The organism is Aestuariivivens marinum, assembly GCF_022662175.1.
Taxonomy (GTDB): domain Bacteria; phylum Bacteroidota; class Bacteroidia; order Flavobacteriales; family Flavobacteriaceae; genus Aestuariivivens; species Aestuariivivens marinum.
Genome location: NZ_JAKMCR010000001.1, coordinates 1,054,792 through 1,079,690 on the forward strand (window position 1 = coordinate 1,054,792; position 24,899 = coordinate 1,079,690).

Consider the following 24,899-nt stretch of genomic DNA (forward strand, 5'->3'; position numbering starts at 1 on the left):
GATACACCCCAAAAACTACAAGAAGAAAACTTAAAACTTTTATAGCATCTATTTCCTCTTGGTATTGGGTGTGGTTTAGCACGAAAACATAAATACTAACCAATATCAAATTAATACCATAAAAGAATAATAACTGATTGGTTGTAGCACCCAAGAGTCCGAAAAGAATCAATCTCAGGCAATCCTTCTTATCTATTTTTCTTTAAAGAAAGTCACTTTTTTAACAACCCCAAAAACTAAAGTCCTTAATATATGGGGCATAATGCCCTTTGCAACAATATAGTTGAAGCCATATATAAGATTGGCGCTCAAAAAGGCTAAATAGGCTCTTAAAATGTTACTCTTCAAGGTTATGTTTTGTTGTCGTTTAAAAAGTTTGTTAAAAGTAAATCTATTATTACACAAAATGAATTTTAAACAAAGAAGTTGAGGTACTTAAATATAACCAAAGGTTTTACAGTTGGTTAATAAACCGTAAATTTGCGACTTGAAAATCGTCATTACAGGGAGTGAAATCACGAGGTAATCTTTTTAAAATAGCAGATTGCTCCACTTTGTTTGCAATGACGTTAATATGTTTAGAGTAAAATGAAATACGATTTTAATACAATCGAAAAAAAGTGGCAAGAGTATTGGGCCAAAAACCAAACTTTTAAAGCCGAAAACCAATCAGATAAACCTAAATATTATGTATTGGATATGTTTCCATACCCATCGGGTGCAGGGCTGCACGTAGGACATCCACTAGGGTATATAGCTTCCGATATTTATGCACGTTATAAACGCCACCAAGGTTTTAATGTGTTACATCCACAAGGTTACGATAGTTTTGGTTTACCTGCCGAGCAGTATGCTATTCAAACGGGACAACATCCTGCTGTTACGACTGAAGAGAATATTAAAACTTATCGCCGTCAGTTAGACCAAATAGGTTTTTCGTTTGATTGGTCGCGTGAAGTGCGTACTAGTGATCCTAAATATTACAAATGGACACAGTGGATTTTTATTCAACTCTTCAACTCCTGGTATAATAATAGTGCTAATAAAGCTGAAGACATTTCAGAATTAATAAAAATATTTGAAACTGAAGGTAACATCAATGTCAATGCCGCTTGCGATGATGATATTGAGTTGTTTATGGCTGAAGATTGGAACAGATTCTCTTCAGAAAGGCAACAACAAATTCTGTTACAATACAGATTAACTTATTTAGCTGAAACCGAAGTCAACTGGTGTCCTGCATTAGGAACGGTTTTGGCCAATGATGAAATTGTTAATGGTGTATCCGAACGTGGGGGACATCCAGTTATTCGAAAGAAAATGACCCAATGGAGTATGCGTATTTCAGCTTATGCTGAACGTTTACTTCAAGGGTTGCATACTATAGATTGGCCAGAGCCACTAAAAGAAATGCAACGCAATTGGATAGGAAAATCGGTTGGGGCCTCAGTTACTTTTACTGTTATCCCTCATGTTACCATGAGCGGAGGCGAAGGGTCTCATCACATATCTGTGTTCACCACCCGTCCCGATACTATTTTCGGTGTGAGTTTTATGACGCTTGCGCCTGAGCATGAATTAGTATCACAAATTACCACACCAGAGCACAAGGCTGAGGTTGATGCTTATATTGAGGCTACAGCAAAGCGTAGTGAACGCGATCGTATGGCCGATGTAAAAACCATTACTGGAGTATTTACAGGGGCCTATGTAGAACATCCGTTTACCAAAGAACCTATCCCGGTTTGGATAGGTGATTATGTATTGGCCGGATATGGTACAGGAGCAGTGATGAGTGTGCCTTGTGGTGACCAGCGCGATTACGATTTTGCGAAACACTTTAATATATCCATCCCTAATATTTTTGAAGGGGTAGATATTTCTGAAGAAGCTTTTGCCGATAAGGACAATACTATCATTGCTAATAGTGATTTTCTAAACGGTTTGAACTATAAAGACGCAACTAAAAAAGTAATTGAGGAACTAGAAAAGTTAGGTCAGGGTCAAGGGAAAACCAATTACCGTTTACGAGATGCAGTGTTTAGTCGTCAGCGCTATTGGGGTGAACCGTTTCCAGTTTATTATGTGAACGGTATGCCACAAATGATAGATGAAGCGTATTTGCCTATTGAACTTCCGGAAGTTGAAAAATATTTGCCTACCGAAACGGGTGAACCACCGCTGGGTAATGCTACTGTTTGGGCATGGGATGCCGAAAATAACAAAGTCGTTTCTAATGACCTTTGTCATTCTGAGCGTAACGAAGAATCTCATAACGGTATTTACCCATTAGAATTAAACACCATGCCAGGTTGGGCGGGAAGTTCACAGTATTTTAACAGGTATATGGATCCGCATAACGACGAGGCTATCTTCTCTCAAGAAGCCATTAACTATTGGCAACAAGTCGATTTGTATATAGGCGGAAGCGAGCATGCCACAGGCCACTTATTGTACTCCCGTTTTTGGCAAAAATTTATGTTCGATAAAGGTTTGGTGCCCTGCGACGAATTTGCCAAAAAATTGATTAACCAAGGGATGATCTTGGGGACCAGTGCGTTTGTTTATAGGGTTTCACCTAATTCTTTTGGTTTTGATACAAAGGGAGAAAAAATAATTGATCTGATTAAAAAACACCCAATTTTTATTTCAAAAATCTTATTTGATGAATTAAATAAATTACCTGAAAGTATAAAAGTATTTAATGAAGATTTGAAATCAATGCTTAATGAGGTTTTTGAAAGGAAGTTGGTGAGAGTGGATATTAAAACTACTGAAATTCAACCACTTCATGTTAAAGTAAAATATATAAATGCTTCAGATGAACTTGATATTGATGGTTTAAAGAAGGATGAGGAATTTGGTGAAGATTTTGAAAATGCAATTTTTGTAAGTGATAATTCAAGGTTAATCCATAAAGACAATAATGAAAAGTATATAGTTGGTCGAGACGTCGAAAAAATGTCCAAATCCAAATACAATGTGGTTAACCCCGATGCGATTTGCGAACAATATGGCGCTGATAGTTTACGCCTTTACGAAATGTTCCTAGGGCCATTAGAGCAATACAAACCTTGGAACACGGCAGGAATTACTGGGGTACATTCCTTTCTTAAAAAACTTTGGAAATTGTATTTCGATGACAATGGTTTTAAGGTTACTGATACGTCACCCACAAAAGAAAGTTTAAAGACCTTACATAAAACCATCAAAAAGGTTCAGGAGGATATTGAGAATTTCTCGTTCAATACGTCGGTATCTACCTTTATGATTGCGGTAAATGAGTTGACCACCCAAAAGTGTACTAGTAAGACTATTTTAGAACCGTTGTTGATTCTCATCTCACCATATGCTCCTCATATCGCTGAAGAATTATGGCAGGTGTTAGGGTATAATGAGTCTATTGCTACGGCACCATTCCCAGTATTTGACGAAAAACATTTGGTTGAAAGCACTAAAAATTACCCCATTTCTTTTAATGGTAAAATGCGTTTCACCATGGAGTTGCCATTAGATATGGACAAAGAAGAGATAGAAAAGACAGTGTTGGCTAGCGAAAAGACCCAAGAACAATTGCAAGGGCGTACCCCTAAAAAGGTGATTGTTGTGCCTGGTAAGATTGTGAATATTGTAGGTTAATGTCTCCAGAGGAGCATGAATGCAATGAGAGCGACGTGGGAATCTCATTAATTGAACTTAGAATAAAAAATAAACAGATAGCTACATCAAGTTTCTGATGTGATACACAATGACAAACTCTAAATGAACTACATTGAAGGAATAGGTTTTATTGCTGCGGTATTAACAACCACAGCATTTCTGCCCCAAGTTTATAAAACTTGGAGAACCAAAGATGTTTCGAGTTTATCTTTACCCATGTTGTTTATGTTTTTTGTAGGTATTGTAGGGTGGTTGATTTATGGTGTTTTGAAACAAAGTCCGTCCATGATTTTTGCTAATACCATAACCGTTGTTTCAGCGTTTTTATTAATCTATTTCAAAATTAAATACAGAAAAAGATAATTGTTTTACTGACAAACTTTCATGATGTGTAATTGGTGTGATTATTGTTATATTTATTCAAAATTAAAAAACTAAAACATGTTAGCATATTATATATTATTAGGAGGAATTGCTTTAGTAAGTTGGTTAGTAAGTAATCAATTGAAGCGTAAATTTAAAAAATACTCTAAAGTGCAATTGCGCAATGGGATGAGTGGCAAGGAAATTGCCGAAAAAATGTTGGCCGATCATGGTATTTACGATGTAGAGGTGATTTCAACCCAAGGGCGTTTAACCGATCATTACAACCCTAAAAACAAAACAGTTAATTTAAGCGAGGCCGTTTATAATGAACGTAACGCTGCGGCTGCAGCAGTTGCAGCACACGAGTGCGGTCATGCTGTACAGCATGCAAAAGCATATCAGTGGTTAGAAATGCGTTCGGCATTAGTGCCAGTGGTCAGCGTAACATCGGGGATGTCACAATGGGTGGTTATTGGTGGCATCATGTTAGGTGCTGCAGCAGGAGCAGGCCTTGGATTTTGGGTTGCTGTAGCAGGATTGTTCATGATGGGCTTTGCCACACTGTTCAGTTTCATAACATTACCTGTAGAATACGATGCCAGTAACCGTGCATTGGCTTGGTTAAAAAATAAAAACATGGTATCCCAACAGGAATATGTAGGTTCTAAAGATGCTCTTAAATGGGCCGCTAGAACGTATTTAGTGGCCGCAATTGGAGCCTTGGCTAACTTGGTGTATTGGGCATTTCGAGTATTAGGTTCAAGAGATTAATTTTACTGTATATTTATAATCTTGCCCTGAAATTTTCAGGGCTTTTTTGTTTCTTTACCTGTGTAATCATATTGTCAAATGAAAGATCCGTTATCCTATTATAAAGAACACGTCGAGTTATATCGCCAAGAAGTCAAACACTTGCAAAAACAAATACTTAGTTTAAGTATGCTGAGGCTCATTGTGTTTTTAACAACTGTTTTTTTGCTTTATATGATTTTCGGGCATTGGCAAATCATGGTCCCCATAGCCATAGTGGGCATTGCTGTGTTTTTGTTTTTGCTGTCACGATATACTGAAGTTAAACGGTTGCAACGGTTTAATAAGGCTTTGGTCAATATTAATGAAGAAGAGCTAAAAATAGCTTCGGGAAATTTTCACCATCGTGATAAAGGGATTCAGTTTCAAGAGGCCAATCATTTTTACAGTTTAGATATCGATTTGTTTGGTCGGGGGTCCTTTTTTCAGTTCATAAACAGAACGACCATTGCCGAGGGAACGGAGCAGTTGGCTAACATTTTAAAAGCTAACCGTATTGATGATATTATACTAAGGCAAGAGGCCATTAAGGAATTGTCTGAAAAGCCTAAATGGCGTCAATATTTCTCAGCAACTTCGAGTATGGTTCATGTTGAAACACCAGCAAAAAGTATTATAGATTGGTTAAAAAATTATAAGTCGTTTTTACCTAAAATCATGGCATGGTTGCCAATATGTTTTGGGGTGCTTTCGGTAATTATAATTATGCTTGCCGTTTTCAAACTTATGCCAAATCCACTAGTTGTTGGCTATTGGTTAATTATTGGTTTGGGAATTACTGGGAAATATCTCAAAAAGATTAATGTATTATCGGCCAATGCAGATAAGATTAGGGATACGTTTAGGCAACATGCCCTATTGTTGGATTTAATCGAGAATGAAAATTTTACTTCTACATTACTGAAACAAAAGCGACAACAAATTCAGTTAGAAGAAGAACGGGCATCACAAATCTTCAAGAAACTGTCGAAAGCCTTGGATGCATTAGATAATAGAAACAATCTGTTCGGGGCCATTTTTGGGAATGGTTACTTTCTTACAGATTTAAAACATAGCTATACCATTGAGCAATGGATAAAGTATTATGGACATAAAGTTAAAGATTGGTTTGAGGTCGTAGCGTTTTTTGATGCTTATAACACCTTAGGTAATTATGCCTATAACCATCCTAATTTTATATATCCTGAAATTAAAGAAGAAGGGCCAGTTATAAAGGCAGAAGCTTTAGGGCACCCCTTATTAGATAAAGCCAAACGGATAGACAGCAATCTAACAATAGAAAACGAACAGTTTTTTATTGTAACGGGAGCCAATATGGCTGGTAAGAGTACGTTTTTAAGAACCGTTTCCTTACATATCGTCATGGCGAATGTGGGCTTGCCCGTTTGTGCCAAATACAGTGAATATATACCAGTAAAGCTCATTACGAGTATGCGCACAACCGATTCCTTAATCGATGATAGCTCATATTTCTTTTCAGAATTGACCCGATTGAAATATATTGTAGATGTCATTGCAAAGGAACCTTATTTTATTGTATTAGATGAAATTTTAAAAGGGACCAATAGTACCGACAAAGCAATTGGCTCACGTAAGTTTGTTGAAAAACTAGTCGCTTCAAATGCCACGGGTATTATAGCCACCCACGATTTAAGCCTCTGTGAGATTGAACAGGAACTGGCGGAAGTGAAAAATTATTATTTTGATGTCGAAATCATTAATGATGAACTTCATTTTGACTATAAGTTGAAACAGGGTGTTTGCCAGAACATGAATGCGTCCTTTCTACTTAAAAAGATGAATATTGTTTAGCATATTAAAGTTTTGCATTTAAAAGAAAGATATGATATAGCAGTTATAGGCGGAGGGATAGTAGGCCTTGCTTCAGCTTATAAAATACAATTAAAATATCCGAACCTTAAAATTATTATAATTGAAAAGGAAAATAGGTTAGCAGCACACCAAACGGGAAATAATTCAGGTGTCATTCATTCTGGATTGTATTATAAACCAGGATCAGATAAAGCCAAAAATTGTGTTGATGGCAGAAAGCAATTGGTCGCTTTTGCAACAAAGTATGGTGTAAAACATGAGGTGTGTGGTAAAGTCGTTACTGCAGTAGATAAAAGTGAGTTACTATATTTAGATAAAATATTTGAAAATGGTAAAGCCAATAATACCGAGGGTATTGAAAAAATCACGGCTAATCAGTTGCGGGAAATTGAACCTTATGTTGAAGGGATAGCCGGTATTTGGGTGCCCTGTACCGGGATTATTGATTTTATTGGTGCCACCAATAAATTGGGAGAATTAATCCAAGCCATACAGCCTAAAAGCAAAATTGTATTAGGAGAGAAAGTGGAAGCCTGTGAACATGTAGGAGATGAATCTTTGGTAGTGACTTCAAAAGATAAATATACAGCCAAGCACGTTATTTTTTGTGGTGGTTTACAAGCCGATCGATTGGCAAAGCAAGATGGGGTTAAGTTAAAAGAGAGGGTAGTAGCTTTTAGGGGTGATTATTATAACTTGACTGAAATGGCTAAGACAAAGGTGAAGCACTTAATCTATCCGGTACCCAATCCCAATTTTCCATTTTTGGGCGTACATTTTACCAGAATGGTAAATGGTGATGTAGAGTGTGGTCCTAATGCTGTATTAACGTTTAAACGTGAAGGCTATGGTAAAACAGATTTCAATGTAAAGGACACGCTAAATGCCTTATCTTATTTGGGAACATGGAACTTGCTGTGCAAACATACAGGTTTTGCGATTAACGAATACCGAAGGACTTTTTCCAAAAAACGGTTTTTAGAAACTCTACAACGTTTAATACCCTCATTAACCATGCAGGATATAATGCCCGGTAGGTCTGGGGTACGGGCGATGTTGCTGAATGCTGATGGGAGCATGCAAGACGATTTTAAAATTATTTATCACAATAGAAGCTTGCACGTATTAAATGCGCCATCGCCAGCTGCTACTTCATGTTTGGCTATTGGTGATAAGATATGTGACATGGCAACAGTTTATTTTAATCTGGGTTAGGATAAATCTTCATAAAGGACTTTGTTTGAAATTAATTGAAAATGTTCTGTTTATAAAATCCAATAAAATTTCTAAAGGAAGCTCTTGTAAACAAGAATTACTTATTAAATTAGGGGTATAGATTCTGTATGGATCGTCACCTTTAATTTATGCAGTATACTTCTAAACTCCCAAATGTAAAAACCACCATTTTTTCTGTAATGAGTGGCTTGGCTAAAGCACATGATGCCATTAATTTATCTCAGGGGTTTCCAGATTTTGAAAGTGATAAAACACTAACAGACTTAGTCTGTAAGGCAATGCATTCTGGTTATAATCATTATGCACCCATGTATGGGAATTTAGAATTACGTTTGGCTATTTCCAAAAAAATAGAATTACTTTACGATACAAGTTATCACCCTGAGTATGAAATTACGGTTACAGCAGGTGCAACACAAGCCATTTTTACCATAATAAATACGTTTGTAAAATCGGGAGATGAAGTTATGGTCTTTAAACCGGCATATGATAGTTATGAACCTGCAGTAAAACTAAATGGAGGCTACCCTATAGCTATACAATTGGAAGCTCCCCATTTTAGTATCGATTGGGATTTGGTAAGACAAAAGGTAAGTAGGCGAACCAAAATGATTATTGTTAACACACCACATAATCCGTCAGGGACAGTGTTTTCAAAAGATGATATGTTGCAATTACATACCATTACCAAAAATACCGATATCATTGTATTGAGTGATGAGGTATATGAGCACATGATTTATGATGGTGAAAAACATCAAAGTGTTTGCCTATTTCCTGAGTTAAAGAAGCGGAGTTTTGTTGTGGCATCATTCAGTAAAACCTTTCACAATACAGGATGGCGCGTTGGCTATTGCTGTGCCCCTAAAGATCTTATGGACTTATTTATGCAAGTGCATCAGTTTAATGTGTTTTGCGTACATCATCCCACTCAAAAAGGCATTGCTGATTATATGCAAGAATCTCAACATTATTTAGGGTTATCGTCATTCTACCAAGATAAGAGGGATTTGTTTCTTAGTTTGATTAAAGGCTCACGATTTAAGTTCAAAAAATCAAAAGGAACTTATTTTCAATTGTTGGATTATTCGAGTATTAACGATGAGTATGATGTGGATTTTGCCAAGCGTTTAACGTTAGAATTTGGTATTGCATCCATTCCTATGTCGGTTTTTAACCTGAATAATTTAGACCAAAAAATACTTAGATTTTGTTTTGCTAAAAAGGATGACACCTTAAGGCGGGCAGCCGACATTTTAAATACTATTTAATTATGCAGGACCAATTAAAAGTAGCTTATATTCAGTCCAATTTAGTTTGGGAAAAGCCAAAGGAAAATCGAAAGCATTTTTCTGAAAAAATTAAGGAAATATCCCAGAAAGTAGATGTTATAGTACTTCCAGAAATGTTTACAACAGGGTTTACTATGGATGCAGTTAAGGTAGCCGAAACCATGGAGGGAAAAACTGTGGTTTGGATGCAAAGAAAAGCTAAAAAAACAGGAGCAGCTATCATTGGAAGTATTGTTATTGCCGAAGAAAATAAATTTTATAACAGATTGCTTTTTGTAGAACCTTCTGGAAATATTTTACATTATGATAAACGACATACCTTTACCTTGGCTCATGAGGATAAAGTATATGCTTCGGGAAGCAATAAGTTAATTGTAGATTATAAGGGATGGAAAATTTGTCCGTTAATATGTTACGATTTACGGTTTCCCGTATGGTCCAGAAATGTTGTGGACTATGATGTTTTATTGTATGTGGCCAATTGGCCCAAACCCAGAATTTTGGCTTGGGACACTTTGTTGAAAGCACGAGCTATAGAAAACATGTGCTATTGCATTGGCTTAAATCGAATAGGAGAAGATAAAGAGCAGAATGAATATTGTGGTCATTCGGCTGTATATGATGTGTTAGGAAATGCGATTACGCCACTAAAACCTAATAAGGAACATACTGAAATTGCTGTTTTGGAAAAAAAACATATCAGTTTTTATAGAAATAAACTAAAGTTTTTAAACGACAGAGATACCTTTAGTTTGATAGGTTGATGTTCCAAATTTCATCCCATCCCGCTCTAATATCACCATCTGATTCTTCTGGGATAAAAAGGCTAACACGTTCGGGCTGTATTTTTTTAAGGTAACTACCCGTATCGTATTTACCATTTTTATTGGCATCGAAAATTGCTCTCAAATAGTATTTCCCCGAATCTATATTTAAGAAATCCAATGCCTCATTTCTAATGGTGTATTTTTCATATTTCACTTTTCCATTTGAGTCCATTAACTGGACTATAAGAGGATATGTGGCATTGTTTATAATAACCCTTAGGTTACCGTAATCTGAGATTTTTTTTGTGCTAACTACATAGTTTAAGGTGTCGTTGGTATTATCGAAGAAGTCTAAAATGGCTTCGGGCAAAACTTGAACTCGGTACCTATTGTCTGCTTTCTTTTCAAAATTAATATGATAAGTGTTTTGTATAGTATCAAAAGCTGTTGTAAATACAACTTTGGTAGAATCTTTATCTTCAATATTTATTTTGGTCTCATCAAGTTTTGCAAAAGGTATTGAGCCAGAAATCTTTAAAGGTTCCTTGTAAGTAATATTGCCAGAAGGACTTGATGTGATAGTTAAGCTGTCTCGTTTTTGGGCACTGATTCTAACCGTATAATCTTTTTCAAAATCTAGATTAGAAACCTTAAAAATTAAGGAATCTACCTCTAGTCTTGGTTTATACCAATAATAAAGCGAATCGGTTTGTTGGTCTTTAGTAATTCTATACTCAAAATCTTGAGGGGTGTCAAATAGGAGTTTAATGTCCATGTCCTTGTAATCACCTTCATAACCAAAAGCGATTTTTTCACCAGAGATAAGTTTAGGTCTTGTTGATTTAAAATCTAGGTCTTCTTTGAATAATTTAAGGGTATAAGTTGAATCGGTAGGGATATTTATAAAACCTTTATGAAACCCTATTTTATCTGTTTTTTGTTGAAATTTATAATCCTCATTATTATCTTTTAAGGCTAGGAGTAAATACTTGCCTTCTTTAATGTTTTCAATAGCAAATGTAGTTAAACTGTCTAGGGTGTTAGTAATATATTTAGGTTTTTCTTTATAAATAATAGAATCGTTAAATGTAGAATCCACTTCATAAAGTCCAACGTTTACAAAGGTCTCTGTTTTTCGGTCTATAGCATCAACTATAGTACCGCCTACTGTTAAAGAATCGATATAATCACCTGTTGAAAATACATAGCGAAAATAGGAAAACGGATTTCCCTCATTATTATCTTGAATGCTATTTCCAAAATTAAAAGCATAAGTGGTATTGGGTTGAAGTGTGTCGAAAATTTTAATGGATATGTACCTGCTTGCCCCTCCTAAAGGTTTTATTTCGGGTTGGGTCTTCAATGGTGGTGAAATGATTAATTGCTTTTGTATGTCCTTTAGTTTTATATATTCATCAAAATGGATAGTAATTTCTCTTGCTTTAAAGTTTGTTGAAAAATTCTCTGGTTCAGATTTTATAATTACAGGTGGTGTTTCGTCTTTAGGGCCACCTCCAGGCGTCCCTTTATTAGCACAATTAATGAAACCAAGACTTAGGAAAATTAATAAAACAAGATTAGCAAACGTTTTATTCATGAAGCGTTTTAAATTTTAGCAAAAGTACATGAATTTTTTCATTTTAAAATTTAAGAAAAACGAAATGAAATGTACATTATTTAAATTATAACGCCTATAAATCTTAGGCTATTGCCATACATACAACACTAATTTTAACGTTTTTAGCTTTGGATAAAACATTGATGCATGCTTCCATGGTAGCACCTGTGGTTATAATATCATCTACTAACAATATATGCTTGTTATTTATGGAATCGATTTGATTAACGGTAAACAAGGTATCGTTACCCTGCCAGCGAGCAAAGCGTTTTTTGTTGACTTGTGATTTGGTGTTGGTAATTTTTAAAAGAACATTATCAACATAAGTAACTTGTAGTTGTTTTGCAATCTCTTGCCCAAATTTTGCTACTTGGTTGTAGCCTCTTTTCTTCAATTTCTTTTTATGAAGTGGTACAGGTATTACAATATCAATATGGTTATAGTGTTTAATGGTTTTTAGTTCTCCGCCTAGCCAATTGCCTAATACAACTCCGATATTTTCATATCCTCTATATTTTAAGCCATGAATAAGCTGTTGCACAGGTCCTTTTTTTTCAAACCTAAATAGTGCTGTTCCCTGTTCAATTTTTGCCCTTCCATAAAGTACCTTTATCACTGTGTCATCATTATTGAAATGAAAATTAGTTACTGGTAAGTTATTTCTACAAGAGGTACATATAGTATCTTGGTTATCCTCAAGTATATTTAGACAGGCATAGCAAATTTTTGGGAAAAATAAATTGATAAGGGACTTGAGCATTTTATAATTATAATGGGTAGTTTATAAAAATGAACCATAAAGACACTAATATAAATATTTATTAGTGAATTTGTTGTAAATTTTAATTGAGATCGTTTCCAGTTCACAGCGGTTTTATATTTTTGCACCTATGGCAAATCAAGACGATACATTTAAGAGAGTAATCTCCCATGCTAAAGAGTACGGGTATGTATTCCAAAGCAGTGAAATATACGATGGCTTAAGCGCAGTATACGATTATGCGCAGAATGGAGCTGAGTTAAAAAAGAATATTCGTGACTACTGGTGGAAGGCCATGGTACAAATGCATGAGAATATTGTGGGTATCGATGCAGCAATTTTTATGCATCCGACCACTTGGAAAGCCTCAGGACATGTTGATGCGTTTAACGATCCGTTAATAGATAATAAAGATTCAAAAAAGCGCTATCGTGCCGATGTTTTGATTGAAGACTATTGTGCTAAAGTTGAGGCCAAAATAGATAAGGAGGTTGCCAAAGCCGAAAAACGTTTTGGAGAGGCTTTTAACAAGGAAGAATTTCTAACTACAAATGCAAGGGTGTTGGGTTATCAGGGAAAAATCAATACCACCTTGTCTCGCTTGGCAAAGTCTTTGGAAAATGAAGATTTAACCGATGTGAAAGCCCTTATTGAAGAATTGGGAATTGCTGATCCGCTGACGGGTAGTAAAAACTGGACTGACGTTAAGCAGTTTAATTTAATGTTTGCCACTAAGTTAGGAGCTTCGGCAGATAATGCGATGGATTTGTATTTGCGACCAGAAACGGCACAAGGTATTTTTGTTAACTTTTTAAATGTTCAAAAAACAGGACGTTTAAAGATCCCGTTTGGTATTGCTCAAACAGGAAAAGCTTTTAGAAATGAAATAGTTGCCAGACAGTTTATCTTTAGAATGCGTGAATTTGAACAAATGGAAATGCAATTTTTCATTAAACCCGGTACGCAACAAGAATGGTATGAGTATTGGAAGGAAGCTCGTTTAAAGTGGCACTTGTCTTTGGGAATGGGAGAGGATAATTACCGTTTTCACGATCACGAAAAATTGGCCCACTATGCAGATGCTGCGGCTGATATTGAATTCAAATTCCCGTTCGGATTTAAGGAGCTGGAAGGCATACATTCACGCACCGATTTCGATTTAAGTCAACATGAAAAGTACTCAGGTAAAAAACTACATTATTTCGACCCTGAAGAAAATAAAAGCTACGTGCCGTATGTTTTGGAAACTTCCATTGGATTGGATCGTATGTTTTTAGCTGTATTTTCCAATGCTTTACAAGAAGAAGAATTGGAGAATGGTACTACTCGGACTGTTTTAAAACTACCAAGTGTATTAGCTCCGATAAAAGCCGCAGTTTTACCATTGGTTAAAAAGGATGGCTTACCAGAGATAGCGAGACAAATTGTTGACGATTTAAAATGGGATTTCAATGTAGACTATGATGAGAAAGATGCGGTAGGCCGTCGTTACAGAAGGCAGGATGCCAATGGAACGCCATTCTGTATTACAGTAGATCATGATACCTTAGTGGATAGTACAGTTACCATTCGTCACAGGGATTCTATGGAGCAACAGCGTGTTAAAATAAATGATTTACGCGATATCATCAAAAAAGAAGTTGATGTTCGTAATTGGTTGTTAAAGATGAAATAATAAAGAATTAAATAATTTAGAATATTAAATTAGATCCCAAGTGTTTGACTTGGGATTTTTTATGTTGAAGTTTTTGAATTTAAGTAAGGTCATTTAAATTTTAACTTGCCTATCTATATCCTGGTTTAGCGAAATAAACGTTTCGGTTCTAGCTACTCCTGTAATGTCCTGTATGGTGTTAAGGAGTTGCATAAGATGGTCGTTGTTTTTGCAGAGCACTTTTAAAAATACATTCCAGTTTCCTGTTGTATAATGGCATTCTAAAACCTCGGGAACACGCTTTAATAATTTTATAATGGTGGGAGCATCTGCAGCTTTGTCAAAATACATACCCACAAAAGCACGGGTGCCAAAGCCTAAAGCTTCAGGATTAACGATAAGTTTGGAGCCTAAAATCAATTTCGCTTTCTCCAGTTTCCGTAGTCGTTGATGGATAGCAGCTCCAGAAATGCCTACCTGTCGGGCGACCTCAAGAATAGGTGTTCTAGCATCTTCCATTAACATACGCAATATTTTTTTATCGATACCATCTATAGTAATGGTTTTAGCTTTTCGAGGCATAATGGTGTTGTTTTAATAATATAAAAGTAGTTATTTGGTTTTAAATTGTAATAATAAAGGTATAACCTTTAGGTGTCTGAGACGGTTGATGAGTTTGTAGCACTCAAAGTTACCTGTGAAACTTAATTATTCAATGGGTTATACCCCAAATAAGGTACTTCTTTTTCGTTAAATGTTATGCCGTAATCTTGGAGTTCCTTTAAGATGGGCTCGTATACTTCTTTGGTGATTGGTATTTGAACACCTGGAGTCGTGATTTTTCCGTTTAAAATAGCTAATGCAGCCATAGCCACAGGAAGACCAACCGTTTTCGCCATAGCCGTATAGGTTTGGTTTTCTCCTAAAACAACCATATTGGAATCAATTTGGTGTTTTTTGCCATTGAGTTCGTAACCAAACTTATGGTACATAACAATCATGTCCTTATCATCTTCGGCCAAGGTCCATTTGTCCATTAAAATTTTTTGGAGAATCTGTGCAGGTGTTGCGTTTTTTAACTCTACCTTTTTATTAGGATTAAAAATATCGAGCTCTTCTAGTTTATCCCATACAATATCGTCCTGATCTATTTTTAGGGCATGGCGTAATTTAAGTTCAACCGAATCAGTATGGCTGTAGGGTAAAAAAGCATTTACAAAGTCGCGATAACTCATGTTTTCACTATCTTCAATAGTATAGCTGTCGTCTGTCATTCCCAAAACTACAAAGATGTTCCAAGCACGGCTAAAACCTACACGCCTCATGGTACCTCGGTACAGTGTTTTAATATTCTCCAGCCCATAAACATTTTGATATTTTAATGAATCTCTATTAGCGTAGGCTTCAAACCTGCCAAAGCCTTCTATATCTAGAAATTCAGTGCGTCTAAATAATCTATGATATGGAATGTATTTGTAAGTGCCTTCTTGTAAAAATTTGGCTGCACCACCCTGTCCTGCAATAACAACATTTCTTGGATTCCAAGTGAACTTATAGTTCCACAAATTTGTGTCACTTTCCGGAGCAACCAATCCACCGGTAAACGATTCAAACAAAACAATTTTTCCGCCTTTAGCCCTAATAATATCCAATACCTGCATGGCACTCATGTGGTCTATACCAGGATCAACACCAATTTCGTTCATTAAGATTAAATGATTGGCTTTTGCATCATTATCCAATGCCTGCATTTCTGGACTAACATAAGAAGCTGTTACCATGTGTTTTTTGTGTTGAATGCAATCTTTGGCAACGATAATGTGGAATCGTGCTGGAAGCATGGAGATTACAATGTCAGCATCCTTTATGGCTTTGGTTCGTGAGATGTCATTAAAAATATCAAGTGAAATAGCGTTGACATTAGAAAGGGGATTAATTAGCTTTTTGGCATCATCAATTTTAAGATCACCAATGGTAATACATAAATTTTCTTCTTTAGATTTATCCGATAGGTATTTTATGAGGTATGAAGTGGATTTTCCAGAACCAATCACTAAAATCTTTCGCATATTAAACCAGGTTGATTAATTTTGTTTTATTAATAACTTTAGGCAACTTTTTTATAATTACGAATTTAATAAAAAAAATAGGTTTTTTTTAAGAATAATTAAATATGAATAAAAAATTAGTAATAGCAGCATGTATTCTAGGGGCTACATGTGTAGTTCTAGGAGCATTTGGTGCGCATGCTCTAAAAGAACAGATCACTGTTGAAGCGCAGCAAACTTTTGAAACAGGGTTGCGCTACCAAATGTATCACGCATTATTATTACTGTTTTTAGGGAATAACAAAACATTTTTTTCAATTAAAACAAAAAGAATAGTGTTATACCTTGTGGTTTTTGGAGTTTTGTTTTTTTCAGGATCCATTTATGGACTGGCAACAAATACACTAACGGTTTTTAATTTTAAATCTATTGCATTTATAACTCCTGTAGGAGGTTTTTTGTTAATTTTAAGCTGGATTTTATTGATTGCTAATTTGTTAAAAAAGGAACTTAAAAAGGACTAAAATTTATAAAAGCTTTAAAATAATTGTTATAATTTTGCCCGATAACTAATTTTAAAGCGTATTATGGAAAATTATGGCTCAATTACGAAAACGATTTCGTTAGAGGGTTACGGCATTAAAAATGCCAAAATTAATTATCAGTTATCACCAGAGCAGTTACATGACATTGCTATTGAAAAAGGGCAAGGCTTAGAAGCTTCTTCTGGGGCGTTAGCAGTTAATACAGGTGAATTTACAGGGCGTTCTCCAAAAGATCGTTTTATTGTTAAAGATGATATTACTAAAGATAAGATCTGGTGGGGTGATATTAACATTCCTTTTGATTCTGAAAAATTTGATAACCTTTATAATAAGGTTGTAGATTACCTGTCGGGTAAAGAACTTTTCGTAAGGGACAGTTATGCCTGTGCCGATGACAATTACCGATTAAATATTAGGGTGATAAACGAATATCCTTGGAGTAATCAATTTGCTTATAATATGTTTTTAAGGCCTACAGAAGCCGAATTGGATCAGTTTTCTCCAGAATGGACTGTGGTTAATGCACCTGGTTTTATGGCAAACCCTAAAGAAGATGGAACACGTCAACATAATTTTGCTATTTTAAACTTTACTAAAAAAGTGGCATTAATAGGTGGCACGGGTTATACTGGGGAGATTAAAAAAGGGATTTTTTCTGCATTGAATTTTATTCTTCCAGTATTTAAGGATACCCTGCCAATGCATTGTAGCGCAAATATTGGTAAAGAGAACGATACTGCTATATTTTTCGGTTTATCGGGTACTGGAAAAACCACTTTGTCTACCGATGCTAATAGAAGTTTGATTGGAGATGATGAACATGGATGGACCAAAGAAAATACCATATTTAATTTTGAAGGGGGATGTTATGCAAAAGTGATTAATTTATCAAGGGATAATGAACCTGAGATTTATGATGCCATAAAGAAGGGAGCCATTTTAGAAAATGTCATCCTTGATGAAGAAGGTCATGTAGATTTTAAGGACACTTCAATTACACAAAACACTCGCGTAAGTTACCCTATATATCATATAGATAATATTCAAACACCTTCAATTGCTAAAAACCCAAAACATATTTTCTTTTTAACGGCAGATGCTTTTGGGGTTATACCGCCAATTTCTAAATTAACACCCAGCCAGGCCGCCTATCACTTTATTTCTGGATATACAGCAAAAGTTGCAGGTACCGAGGCAGGTGTGGTTGAGCCACAACCTTCATTTTCTGCATGCTTTGGAGCGCCTTTTATGCCCTTGCACCCAGCAAAATATGCCGAAATGTTAAGTAAAAAAATGATAGAAGCAGGCGTCAATGTGTGGTTGGTTAATACGGGCTGGACTGGCGGACCTTATGGTGTAGGTAAGCGTATGGAATTGAAATACACCAGAGCTATGATTAATGCTGTGTTAGAAGGACACCTTGGGTTATATAATTACGACGATTATCATATCCATTCCGTTTTTGGCGTAGCACAGCCTAGAACCTGCCCGGGAGTACCTACTCGTGTGTTGAGCCCTCGTGCTACTTGGAATGATGATGAAGCCTATTATAAAATGGCATTTAAATTAACCAATGCATTTCGTGAGAACTTTAAAAAGTTTGAAGCCCACTGTAGTGAAGAAATACGTCGTGGTGGTCCGCAACGGTATGCGTTTTAAATTAAAAAGGGGTTGTCTAAAAGACAACCCCTTTTTTTGTTAAGAAAGAAGTTATTTCCTTTTATTAACCTCTTCAATATATTTTTCCAAAGCCATGGTCATAGATGGCGTTTCAGGCGTAGGTGCGGCAATGTCCACGCGTAACCCTCGCTCTTCAACCGCTTTAATCGTGGTATTTCCAAATACAGCAATACGTGTATCGTTCTGTTTGAAATCCGGGAAGTTTTGAAATAAGGATTCAATCCCAGAAGGACTAAAGAACACCAATACATCATAGTATACATCGGCTAAATCCGACAGGTCACTAACAACCGTTTTGTAAAAGGTAGCTTGTTTCCAATTAACGCCTAAAGCATCCATGGTTTCAGGAACCTCTGGTTTAACTTTATCAGTGTTTGGCAATAGGAATTTTTCGTCCTTATATTTTTTAATTAAAGGTGAAAGTTCAGCAAATGTACGTTTTCCAACATATATTTTACGCTTTCTGTATACCACATATTTTTGTAAATAATAGGCTACCGCTTCAGACTGACAGAAATACTTCATGGTGTCTGGCACCTTAAAACGCATTTCTTCGGCAACCCTAAAAAAATGGTCAACAGCATTTCTACTGGTTAATATAATGGCGGTATAATTGTTCAGGTCTACTTTTTGTTGTCTTACTTCTTTTGCAGGTAATCCTTCAACATGTATAAAAGGCCTGAAATCAATTTTTACCTTTTGCTTATCTATTAAATCGAAGTACGGGGAATTCTCTATTTTAGGTTCTGGTTGGGAAACCAAAATCGTTTTCACTTTCATAGGCACAAGTAGTTTGTTCTTTTAATCTAAAATAAAAACCTTATATAAAATAATATAGGGTGCTATTTCAAGTGCGCAAAGATACAAAATAAAATAGAAAAAATTTGTTTTTATTAAACTTTGGTGCCTTTTAAACGACGTGACTAACCCCGTAATATTAACAACAAATAAAAGGCCTAACATGATGTAAAATAAAGGCGCAGAAGGTTTAAAACTATAAATCAAAAAAGCATTGATAGGTAACAGCATAAGACCCAAATAATTTTTGTAGGTTATTTTTTGAAACAGATAGGTGTCTATTAGATTGTCAATCTCAAAAAGGCTACCTATTAAGCGTTCTATTAAAACTTTTATTAGAATAAATGAACCTATACCGACGGTTATTTTAAAAAGTAAGTTTATAGAGGTGTAATCTATGCCGTTAAAAAACTGCAAAGCTAGAATGACAAATATAGATGCAGAAATTATTAAATTGACAAATAAAAGCGCATCAAATTTGTCGAAAAACTTCTGGTCTCTTGCATAAATGTTCAGGTATTTCGAGTTTGTAAAAACATAAATAAACTCGTTAAAGCGTTTGGAAGACACCAATTTAGCAATCGCCACAATAAGCAAACAAGCTACCAGTAAAATAGTAAAGAGTTCATTTGAAGGTGTTTCACGAATCATGCAATAAAATTATCATAATTTTTATTACCTGCTTAATTATTAAGGAATATTTAAAATAAATAAAAAGCTAATGCCTTACATTTGCTAAAAATTATTGATTTTAATTGTAAAGTTGATGCAAAAAAGCATTGTCATTATTCCTACATATAATGAAATAGAAAATATAGAACTTATCATTAGAGCTGTATTTTCACAATCTGAAGCTATACATATATTGGTGGTAGACGATAATTCACCAGACTTAACCGCTTTGAAAGTCAAAGAGCTTCAGAATGAATTTTCTAAACGCTTATTTTTAGAAACCCGTAAAGAAAAATCGGGGTTAGGAACGGCTTATATACATGGATTTAAATGGTGTTTAGGTAGGGAATATGATTATATTTTTGAAATGGATGCCGATTTTTCACATAATCCAGAAGATTTGATTAAACTTTATAATGCTTGTCATGTCGAAGGAGCCGATTTAGCTATTGGCTCACGTTATATTACTGGGGTTAATGTGGTAAATTGGCCCATGAGTAGGGTGCTCATGTCATATTTGGCTTCTAAATATGTGAGGTTAATAACCGGTATGAAGATATATGACACTACAGCTGGTTTTGTATGTTATAAAAGAAAGGTTTTAGAGACTATAAACTTAAATACAATTAAGTTTATAGGCTATGCGTTTCAAATAGAAATGAAGTTTAAGAGCCATTTAAAAAATTTCAAAATAGTGGAAGTGCCCGTTATTTTTACCGATAGAACCAAGGGGGAATCTAAACTAAGTTCAGGGATTATTTCTGAAGCTATTTTTGGGGTCATTTCCATGAAAATCAAAAGTTTATTTAAAAAATAGATTGTGTATGAGTGAGAAAACAACATTGATAAAAAATGCAAAAATTGTAAATGAAGGACGCATTTTTAATGGCGATGTTTTAATAAAGGGCGAATTTATTGTCCAAATAGAGGATTCCATAAGTGCAAAATCATCGGATGTTGTGGTTGTTGATGCCGAAGGAAAATTGTTGATGCCGGGGGTGATAGACGATCAGGTGCATTTTAGGGAGCCAGGTTTAACACATAAGGCTGATATAGCTTCTGAATCTAAAGCAGCCATAGCGGGAGGAATTACGTCATTTATAGAGATGCCTAACACCAATCCGCAAACTACGACCATTGAAAAAATGGAGGAGAAGTTCGACATTGCTTCAAAAACTGCTTTTGCCAACTATTCTTTTATGTTTGGGGGAACCAATGATAACTTGGATGAAATTTTAAAAGTGGATCCCAGGTCGGTTGCAGGATTAAAATTATTTTTAGGGTCTTCAACCGGTAATATGTTAGTGGATGATCCTCAGGTATTAGAAAAAATATTCAAAAGTACCAATATGGTTATTTCGGTACATTGTGAAGACGAAACTACCATAAGGCAAAACCTTCAAGAGCACATAGAAAAATATGGGGACGATATCCCCATTAATAAACACCCTATTATAAGAAGTGAGGAAGCTTGTTATTTGTCATCTTCTAAAGCTATTGAATTAGCAAAAAAAACAGGTGCGAGGTTACATGTGTTTCATTTATCTACGGGAAAAGAAACCCATTTATTTTCAAACAAAAAACCATTGAAGGATAAAAAAATTACAGCCGAGGTTTGTGTACACCATTTGTGGTTTAGTGATGAAGATTACGATAAAAAAGGGACATTAATTAAATGGAATCCTGCCGTGAAAACTAAAACAGACAGAAAACAACTGTTGGAAGCCTTGCTGGATGATAGGATTGATGTAATTGCTACAGACCATGCCCCACATACCTTAAAAGAAAAACAAAATAATTATACCCAAGCACCATCTGGGGGACCTTTGGTACAACATGCTTTGCCGGCACTTTTGGAAATGTATCACCAAGACAAGATTTCCATAGAAAAAGTTGTTGAAAAAATGTGCCATAATCCAGCCATATTATTTCAAATTGAAAAAAGAGGTTATATAAAGGAAGGCTATTATGCCGATCTGGTATTAGTGGATTTAAATAATCCTTGGACGGTTAAAAAGGAGAATATTTTATATAAATGTGGGTGGTCACCTTTTGAAGGAACCACATTTAAGTCTAGAATCACCCATACGTTTTTAAATGGTAGTCTGGTTTTTAATAACTTTAAGTTTGCAAGTGCAAGTGCTGCAAAACGCTTAACTTTTAACAGATGATTGTAAAACGTACTACTTTGGTTCTAATAGGTATTCTTTTTCTAGGATGCTACGGGCTTAAGAACCCCAAAAAGCCTAAGAACTTAATATCTAAGGACGATATGGTCAATATTTTAATCGATATTAGATTAATATCGGCTACAACAGGAAATAATAAAAGGACTTTAGATAAAGAAGTAACCGATAAAGAAGCCTATATCTTGAACAAGTATAACATAGATAGTTTACAATTTGCCCTAAGCAATGAGTACTACGCCTATCGTGTTGATGATTACGATGATATTTATACTAGGGTAAAGGATAGTTTGGAAGCTTTAAAAATCTATTACAAGGATTTAGAAACTAAGGAAATTAATACGAAAAAAAAGCAAGACTCTCTGCGAGAACTTGTTAAAAAGGATCGTTTAATGTTGAACAAAAAACTGGATTCTGTAAAAATAGCAATGCAAAAAGATACTCTTGGATTAAAAATGAAGTTGGATTCTATTAGAACAGCACATCAATCTATAAGACGTGAAATTGAAAATGACTCTCTATTGGAGGTCGAGTTTATGGAGCAAGTTAAAAAAGAAGGGCTTATTCCACCTGTTTCAGATAATGTTGGCCAAGATTAACTATTATATTATCTATGGGTTTAAAACTGTAGTTTAAAGTCTTTTCTATTTTATTGCTGCTATATTGTCTTTCCTTTTGAAGCACTTTGGCAATATGCTTGGTGAGTCTTCGGGGGCTTCCTGTTAAAGTATTTGCTAACCAATCCAATCGCCAAGCAATCCCAAGCATTAATACCGAAGCCATTTTTTTTGGTGGTTTTTGGTTTACAGCTACCGACAAATGTTGTAAAAAACGTTTGTAGGGCCAATTTTCGGCAACTATCAGAAAACGTTCGTTCTCTATATCACTTTGCATTAAACCAATCATTATGGATACAACATCTTCAACTGCTACAAGGGCAATAGTGCCTTTAGTGAAAAAATGAATGCCCTTATAAGCTCGTTTAAAAAGACTCCCGCTACCATTGTTCCAAAAGCCAGATCCTAATATAACACCAGGATTTACTATAACGGTATTCAAACCTTCTTGGGTTCCTCGCCAAACCTCCATTTCTGCACCATATTTTGTAATGCCATAAGCACTATTGTCGCCTTCTGGGTTCCAAAACGTGTTTTCGGTTATCATTTCACCATTTATGGATGTGCCAAGTGTTGATATGGAACTCACGTAGCACAACTTTGTAACTTGTTTGTCAATACAAATATTAACGATATTGGCGGTGCCTTCAATATTTATCCTGCGTAAAAGGTAATATTTACTGGGTTCTAGCGAAACAAATGCAGCACAATGGTACACAAAAGAGACATCCTTAAAAGCTTTAGTTAATGAAGGGATGTCTAAAATATCAGCTTTTATCCAAATAATTTTATCATACAAAGCATTATAATCATTCGTGTAAGAAAGAAAAACCTGCTTTACCTTTTTAAGACTACTTTCATTACGATAAATAGCTTTTACACATGTATTGCTTTCAACAAGTTTAAAGAGTAAATGAGCTCCAACCAATCCTGTACCACCAGTAACTAAAATCATGCAACTAATGTAAAGAAATATTAAGAATGCACGAGTAATTATAAGTGTATTTTTATCTTTGCCCTAGTTTATAAAAAAATCAAAAAGACAATGAAGAATTTCGTTGAAGAATTAACTTGGAGAGGGATGATCCATACAGTAATGCCAGGGGCCGAAGACCATTTAATGGAAGGGATACGCAGTGCTTATGTAGGGTTCGATCCAACAGCAGATTCTTTACATATTGGTAACTTGGTCCCCATTATGCTTTTGGCGCATTACCAACGTTGTGGTCATAAACCTATAGCTTTGGTGGGTGGTGCCACAGGTATGATTGGAGACCCTTCGGGAAAATCCAATGAACGTAATTTATTGGATGAAAAAACCTTGCGCCATAATCAAGAAGCCATAAAAAAACAATTGTCACATTTTTTAGATTTTGAAAGTGATGCAGAAAACGCAGCTGTTTTAGTGAATAATTACGATTGGATGAAAGACTTTTCATTTTTAGGGTTTATTCGCGATGTAGGTAAGCATATTACTGTAAACTATATGATGGCAAAGGATTCAGTTAAAAACAGAATTTCTTCAGATACTGCTTCAGAAGGGATGAGTTTTACCGAATTCACCTATCAATTGGTACAAGGTTACGATTTTCTTCATTTATACAGAGATATTAATTGCACCTTGCAAATGGGTGGTAGCGATCAGTGGGGTAATATCACTACGGGAACCGAACTGATTAGGCGTATTGGTAACGGCAAAGGGTTTGCAATAACCTGTCCGTTAATTACAAAGTCCGACGGCTCTAAATTTGGAAAGTCGGAAGGTGGTAATGTATGGTTGGATGCCAATAGAACATCACCTTACAAATTCTACCAATATTGGCTGAACTCAAGTGATGAAGATGCTGAAAAGTATATTAAGATTTTTACTTTTTTAAACAAAGAAGAAATTAATGCTTTAATAGATATACATCAAGAAGCGCCACATTTACGTGTGTTACAAAAACGTTTGGCAGAGGAAATTACTACAATGGTGCATTCTAAAGACGATTTGGAAAATGCTATCAAAGCAAGTAATATTCTATTTGGAAAATCTACTAGCGAAGATTTAAAACAATTGAATGAACAAACATTTTTAGATGTCTTTGATGGTGTACCTCAAACTGAAATTGCTTTGACCGATATTGAAAACGGATTGGATGTTATAGGGGCATTGGCAGAAAAAGGCGGTTTCTTAAAATCGAATGGCGAAGCTCGAAGGGCCTTAAAGGAAAATTCTATAGCGGTAAATAAGGAAAAAGTAGGCGAAGATTATACTATAACGACCAACGATTTAATCAACAACAAGTTTGTATTGTTACAACGTGGTAAGAAGAATTATTTTGTCTTAACCGTAAAATAATAAAAGGCCTGATTTA

21 protein-coding genes are annotated in these 24,899 nt (G+C 35.3%); 14 read left to right on the plus strand and 7 right to left on the minus strand.

From position 1 onward, the window contains the following. Positions 1 to 588 precede the first annotated feature (588 nt). The 7 genes from MR053_RS04535 (at position 589) to MR053_RS04565 (ending at position 9,961) form a co-directional block, all read left to right on the plus strand. The gene (locus tag MR053_RS04535; protein WP_242131262.1) at positions 589 to 3,639 is read left to right on the plus strand and encodes a leucine--tRNA ligase; all 3,051 of its coding nucleotides are present in this window, start codon (positions 589 to 591) and stop codon (positions 3,637 to 3,639) included. Between the two features lie 123 nt (positions 3,640 to 3,762). After that, positions 3,763 to 4,023 (plus strand): SemiSWEET family sugar transporter, encoded by a 261-nt coding sequence (locus MR053_RS04540; protein WP_242131263.1) that lies wholly within the window; start codon positions 3,763 to 3,765, stop codon positions 4,021 to 4,023. A gap of 78 nt (positions 4,024 to 4,101) precedes the next feature. Continuing rightward, positions 4,102 to 4,797 carry a zinc metallopeptidase gene (locus MR053_RS04545; protein WP_242131264.1) on the plus strand — a complete coding sequence of 232 codons (696 nt, stop codon included), beginning with the start codon at positions 4,102 to 4,104 and terminating at the stop codon, positions 4,795 to 4,797. Positions 4,798 to 4,875: 78 nt separating this feature from the next. Next, positions 4,876 to 6,648, plus strand: coding sequence for a MutS-related protein (locus tag MR053_RS04550; RefSeq protein ID WP_242131265.1), 1,773 nt, complete (start codon positions 4,876 to 4,878; stop codon positions 6,646 to 6,648). Between the two features lie 12 nt (positions 6,649 to 6,660). Continuing rightward, positions 6,661 to 7,884 carry an L-2-hydroxyglutarate oxidase gene (gene lhgO, locus MR053_RS04555; RefSeq protein ID WP_242131266.1) on the plus strand — a complete coding sequence of 408 codons (1,224 nt, stop codon included), beginning with the start codon at positions 6,661 to 6,663 and terminating at the stop codon, positions 7,882 to 7,884. Between the two features lie 149 nt (positions 7,885 to 8,033). Further along, complete coding sequence (locus MR053_RS04560) at positions 8,034 to 9,176, plus strand: methionine aminotransferase (protein ID WP_242131267.1); 1,143 nt, start codon at positions 8,034 to 8,036, stop codon at positions 9,174 to 9,176. Positions 9,177 to 9,178: 2 nt separating this feature from the next. Further along, a complete protein-coding gene (locus MR053_RS04565) occupies positions 9,179 to 9,961 on the plus strand; it encodes an amidohydrolase (protein ID WP_242131268.1) in 783 nt (260 codons plus the stop codon). Here MR053_RS04565 and MR053_RS04570 read toward each other — a convergent pair. Both MR053_RS04570 and MR053_RS04575 read right to left on the minus strand, forming a co-directional pair. Continuing rightward, a complete protein-coding gene (locus MR053_RS04570) occupies positions 9,945 to 11,561 on the minus strand; it encodes an Ig-like domain-containing protein (protein ID WP_242131269.1) in 1,617 nt (538 codons plus the stop codon). The two genes, MR053_RS04565 and MR053_RS04570, sit on opposite strands and share 17 nt — an antisense overlap. Before the next feature lie 103 nt (positions 11,562 to 11,664). After that, positions 11,665 to 12,342 carry a ComF family protein gene (locus MR053_RS04575; protein WP_242131270.1) on the minus strand — a complete coding sequence of 226 codons (678 nt, stop codon included), beginning with the start codon at positions 12,340 to 12,342 and terminating at the stop codon, positions 11,665 to 11,667. Positions 12,343 to 12,472: 130 nt separating this feature from the next. Here MR053_RS04575 and MR053_RS04580 point away from each other — a divergent pair, with 130 nt between their 5' ends. After that, complete coding sequence (locus tag MR053_RS04580) at positions 12,473 to 14,017, plus strand: glycine--tRNA ligase (RefSeq protein WP_242131271.1); 1,545 nt, start codon at positions 12,473 to 12,475, stop codon at positions 14,015 to 14,017. A 93-nt stretch (positions 14,018 to 14,110) separates the two neighbouring features. Here MR053_RS04580 and MR053_RS04585 read toward each other — a convergent pair whose 3' ends face one another. Further along, positions 14,111 to 14,578 carry an Lrp/AsnC ligand binding domain-containing protein gene (locus tag MR053_RS04585; protein WP_242131272.1) on the minus strand — a complete coding sequence of 156 codons (468 nt, stop codon included), beginning with the start codon at positions 14,576 to 14,578 and terminating at the stop codon, positions 14,111 to 14,113. Between the two features lie 122 nt (positions 14,579 to 14,700). Beyond that, positions 14,701 to 16,065 carry a saccharopine dehydrogenase family protein gene (locus tag MR053_RS04590; RefSeq protein WP_242131273.1) on the minus strand — a complete coding sequence of 455 codons (1,365 nt, stop codon included), beginning with the start codon at positions 16,063 to 16,065 and terminating at the stop codon, positions 14,701 to 14,703. A gap of 104 nt (positions 16,066 to 16,169) precedes the next feature. Here MR053_RS04590 and MR053_RS04595 point away from each other — a divergent pair, with 104 nt between their 5' ends. Beyond that, positions 16,170 to 16,568 carry a DUF423 domain-containing protein gene (locus tag MR053_RS04595; protein ID WP_242131274.1) on the plus strand — a complete coding sequence of 133 codons (399 nt, stop codon included), beginning with the start codon at positions 16,170 to 16,172 and terminating at the stop codon, positions 16,566 to 16,568. Between the two features lie 63 nt (positions 16,569 to 16,631). Next, positions 16,632 to 18,248, plus strand: a complete 1,617-nt coding sequence (gene pckA / locus MR053_RS04600) for a phosphoenolpyruvate carboxykinase (ATP) (protein WP_242131275.1) — start codon at positions 16,632 to 16,634, stop codon at positions 18,246 to 18,248. 51 nt (positions 18,249 to 18,299) lie between these two features. Here pckA and MR053_RS04605 read toward each other — a convergent pair whose 3' ends face one another. Next, complete coding sequence (locus tag MR053_RS04605; RefSeq protein WP_223549564.1) at positions 18,300 to 19,049, minus strand: uroporphyrinogen-III synthase; 750 nt, start codon at positions 19,047 to 19,049, stop codon at positions 18,300 to 18,302. 21 nt (positions 19,050 to 19,070) lie between these two features. Next, on the minus strand, positions 19,071 to 19,718 hold the full coding sequence (locus MR053_RS04610; protein WP_242131276.1) for a DUF4271 domain-containing protein: 648 nt from the start codon (positions 19,716 to 19,718) through the stop codon (positions 19,071 to 19,073). A 115-nt stretch (positions 19,719 to 19,833) separates the two neighbouring features. On the opposite strand from MR053_RS04610, the gene MR053_RS04615 reads away from it, so the two are divergent. The 3 genes from MR053_RS04615 to MR053_RS04625 are packed head-to-tail and all read left to right on the plus strand — an operon-like array spanning position 19,834 to position 22,524. Further along, a complete protein-coding gene (locus MR053_RS04615; protein WP_242131277.1) occupies positions 19,834 to 20,556 on the plus strand; it encodes a polyprenol monophosphomannose synthase in 723 nt (240 codons plus the stop codon). 7 nt (positions 20,557 to 20,563) lie between these two features. Further along, complete coding sequence (locus tag MR053_RS04620; protein ID WP_242131278.1) at positions 20,564 to 21,910, plus strand: dihydroorotase; 1,347 nt, start codon at positions 20,564 to 20,566, stop codon at positions 21,908 to 21,910. Continuing rightward, positions 21,907 to 22,524: a DUF4296 domain-containing protein gene (locus tag MR053_RS04625; protein ID WP_242131279.1), complete on the plus strand. Its 618-nt coding sequence runs from the start codon at positions 21,907 to 21,909 to the stop codon at positions 22,522 to 22,524. The genes MR053_RS04620 and MR053_RS04625 overlap by 4 nt, the downstream gene beginning before the upstream one ends. Here the strand turns inward: MR053_RS04625 and MR053_RS04630 are convergent. Then, positions 22,487 to 23,497 carry an NAD-dependent epimerase/dehydratase family protein gene (locus MR053_RS04630; protein ID WP_242131280.1) on the minus strand — a complete coding sequence of 337 codons (1,011 nt, stop codon included), beginning with the start codon at positions 23,495 to 23,497 and terminating at the stop codon, positions 22,487 to 22,489. The two genes, MR053_RS04625 and MR053_RS04630, sit on opposite strands and share 38 nt — an antisense overlap. A gap of 90 nt (positions 23,498 to 23,587) precedes the next feature. Here MR053_RS04630 and tyrS point away from each other — a divergent pair, with 90 nt between their 5' ends. Beyond that, entirely contained in the window at positions 23,588 to 24,883 is a 1,296-nt protein-coding gene (tyrS, locus tag MR053_RS04635) for a tyrosine--tRNA ligase (protein ID WP_242131281.1), read from the plus strand. Positions 24,884 to 24,899 lie beyond the last annotated feature (16 nt).

Excerpts from the sequence above, each read along its gene's own strand:
- MR053_RS04535 (WP_242131262.1), top strand. The coding sequence starts at position 589 with ATGAAATACGATTTTAATACAATCGAAAAAAAGTGGCAAGAGTATTGG.
- MR053_RS04540 (WP_242131263.1), top strand. The coding sequence starts at position 3,763 with ATGAACTACATTGAAGGAATAGGTTTTATTGCTGCGGTATTAACAACC.
- MR053_RS04545 (WP_242131264.1), top strand. The coding sequence starts at position 4,102 with ATGTTAGCATATTATATATTATTAGGAGGAATTGCTTTAGTAAGTTGG.
- MR053_RS04550 (WP_242131265.1), top strand. The coding sequence starts at position 4,876 with ATGAAAGATCCGTTATCCTATTATAAAGAACACGTCGAGTTATATCGC.
- MR053_RS04560 (WP_242131267.1), top strand. The coding sequence starts at position 8,034 with ATGCAGTATACTTCTAAACTCCCAAATGTAAAAACCACCATTTTTTCT.
- MR053_RS04565 (WP_242131268.1), top strand. The coding sequence starts at position 9,179 with ATGCAGGACCAATTAAAAGTAGCTTATATTCAGTCCAATTTAGTTTGG.
- MR053_RS04570 (WP_242131269.1), bottom strand. The coding sequence starts at position 11,561 with ATGAATAAAACGTTTGCTAATCTTGTTTTATTAATTTTCCTAAGTCTT.
- MR053_RS04575 (WP_242131270.1), bottom strand. The coding sequence starts at position 12,342 with ATGCTCAAGTCCCTTATCAATTTATTTTTCCCAAAAATTTGCTATGCC.
- MR053_RS04580 (WP_242131271.1), top strand. The coding sequence starts at position 12,473 with ATGGCAAATCAAGACGATACATTTAAGAGAGTAATCTCCCATGCTAAA.
- MR053_RS04585 (WP_242131272.1), bottom strand. The coding sequence starts at position 14,578 with ATGCCTCGAAAAGCTAAAACCATTACTATAGATGGTATCGATAAAAAA.
- MR053_RS04590 (WP_242131273.1), bottom strand. The coding sequence starts at position 16,065 with ATGCGAAAGATTTTAGTGATTGGTTCTGGAAAATCCACTTCATACCTC.
- MR053_RS04595 (WP_242131274.1), top strand. The coding sequence starts at position 16,170 with ATGAATAAAAAATTAGTAATAGCAGCATGTATTCTAGGGGCTACATGT.
- pckA (WP_242131275.1), top strand. The coding sequence starts at position 16,632 with ATGGAAAATTATGGCTCAATTACGAAAACGATTTCGTTAGAGGGTTAC.
- MR053_RS04605 (WP_223549564.1), bottom strand. The coding sequence starts at position 19,049 with ATGAAAGTGAAAACGATTTTGGTTTCCCAACCAGAACCTAAAATAGAG.
- MR053_RS04610 (WP_242131276.1), bottom strand. The coding sequence starts at position 19,718 with ATGATTCGTGAAACACCTTCAAATGAACTCTTTACTATTTTACTGGTA.
- MR053_RS04615 (WP_242131277.1), top strand. The coding sequence starts at position 19,834 with ATGCAAAAAAGCATTGTCATTATTCCTACATATAATGAAATAGAAAAT.
- MR053_RS04620 (WP_242131278.1), top strand. The coding sequence starts at position 20,564 with ATGAGTGAGAAAACAACATTGATAAAAAATGCAAAAATTGTAAATGAA.
- MR053_RS04625 (WP_242131279.1), top strand. The coding sequence starts at position 21,907 with ATGATTGTAAAACGTACTACTTTGGTTCTAATAGGTATTCTTTTTCTA.
- MR053_RS04630 (WP_242131280.1), bottom strand. The coding sequence starts at position 23,497 with ATGATTTTAGTTACTGGTGGTACAGGATTGGTTGGAGCTCATTTACTC.
- tyrS (WP_242131281.1), top strand. The coding sequence starts at position 23,588 with ATGAAGAATTTCGTTGAAGAATTAACTTGGAGAGGGATGATCCATACA.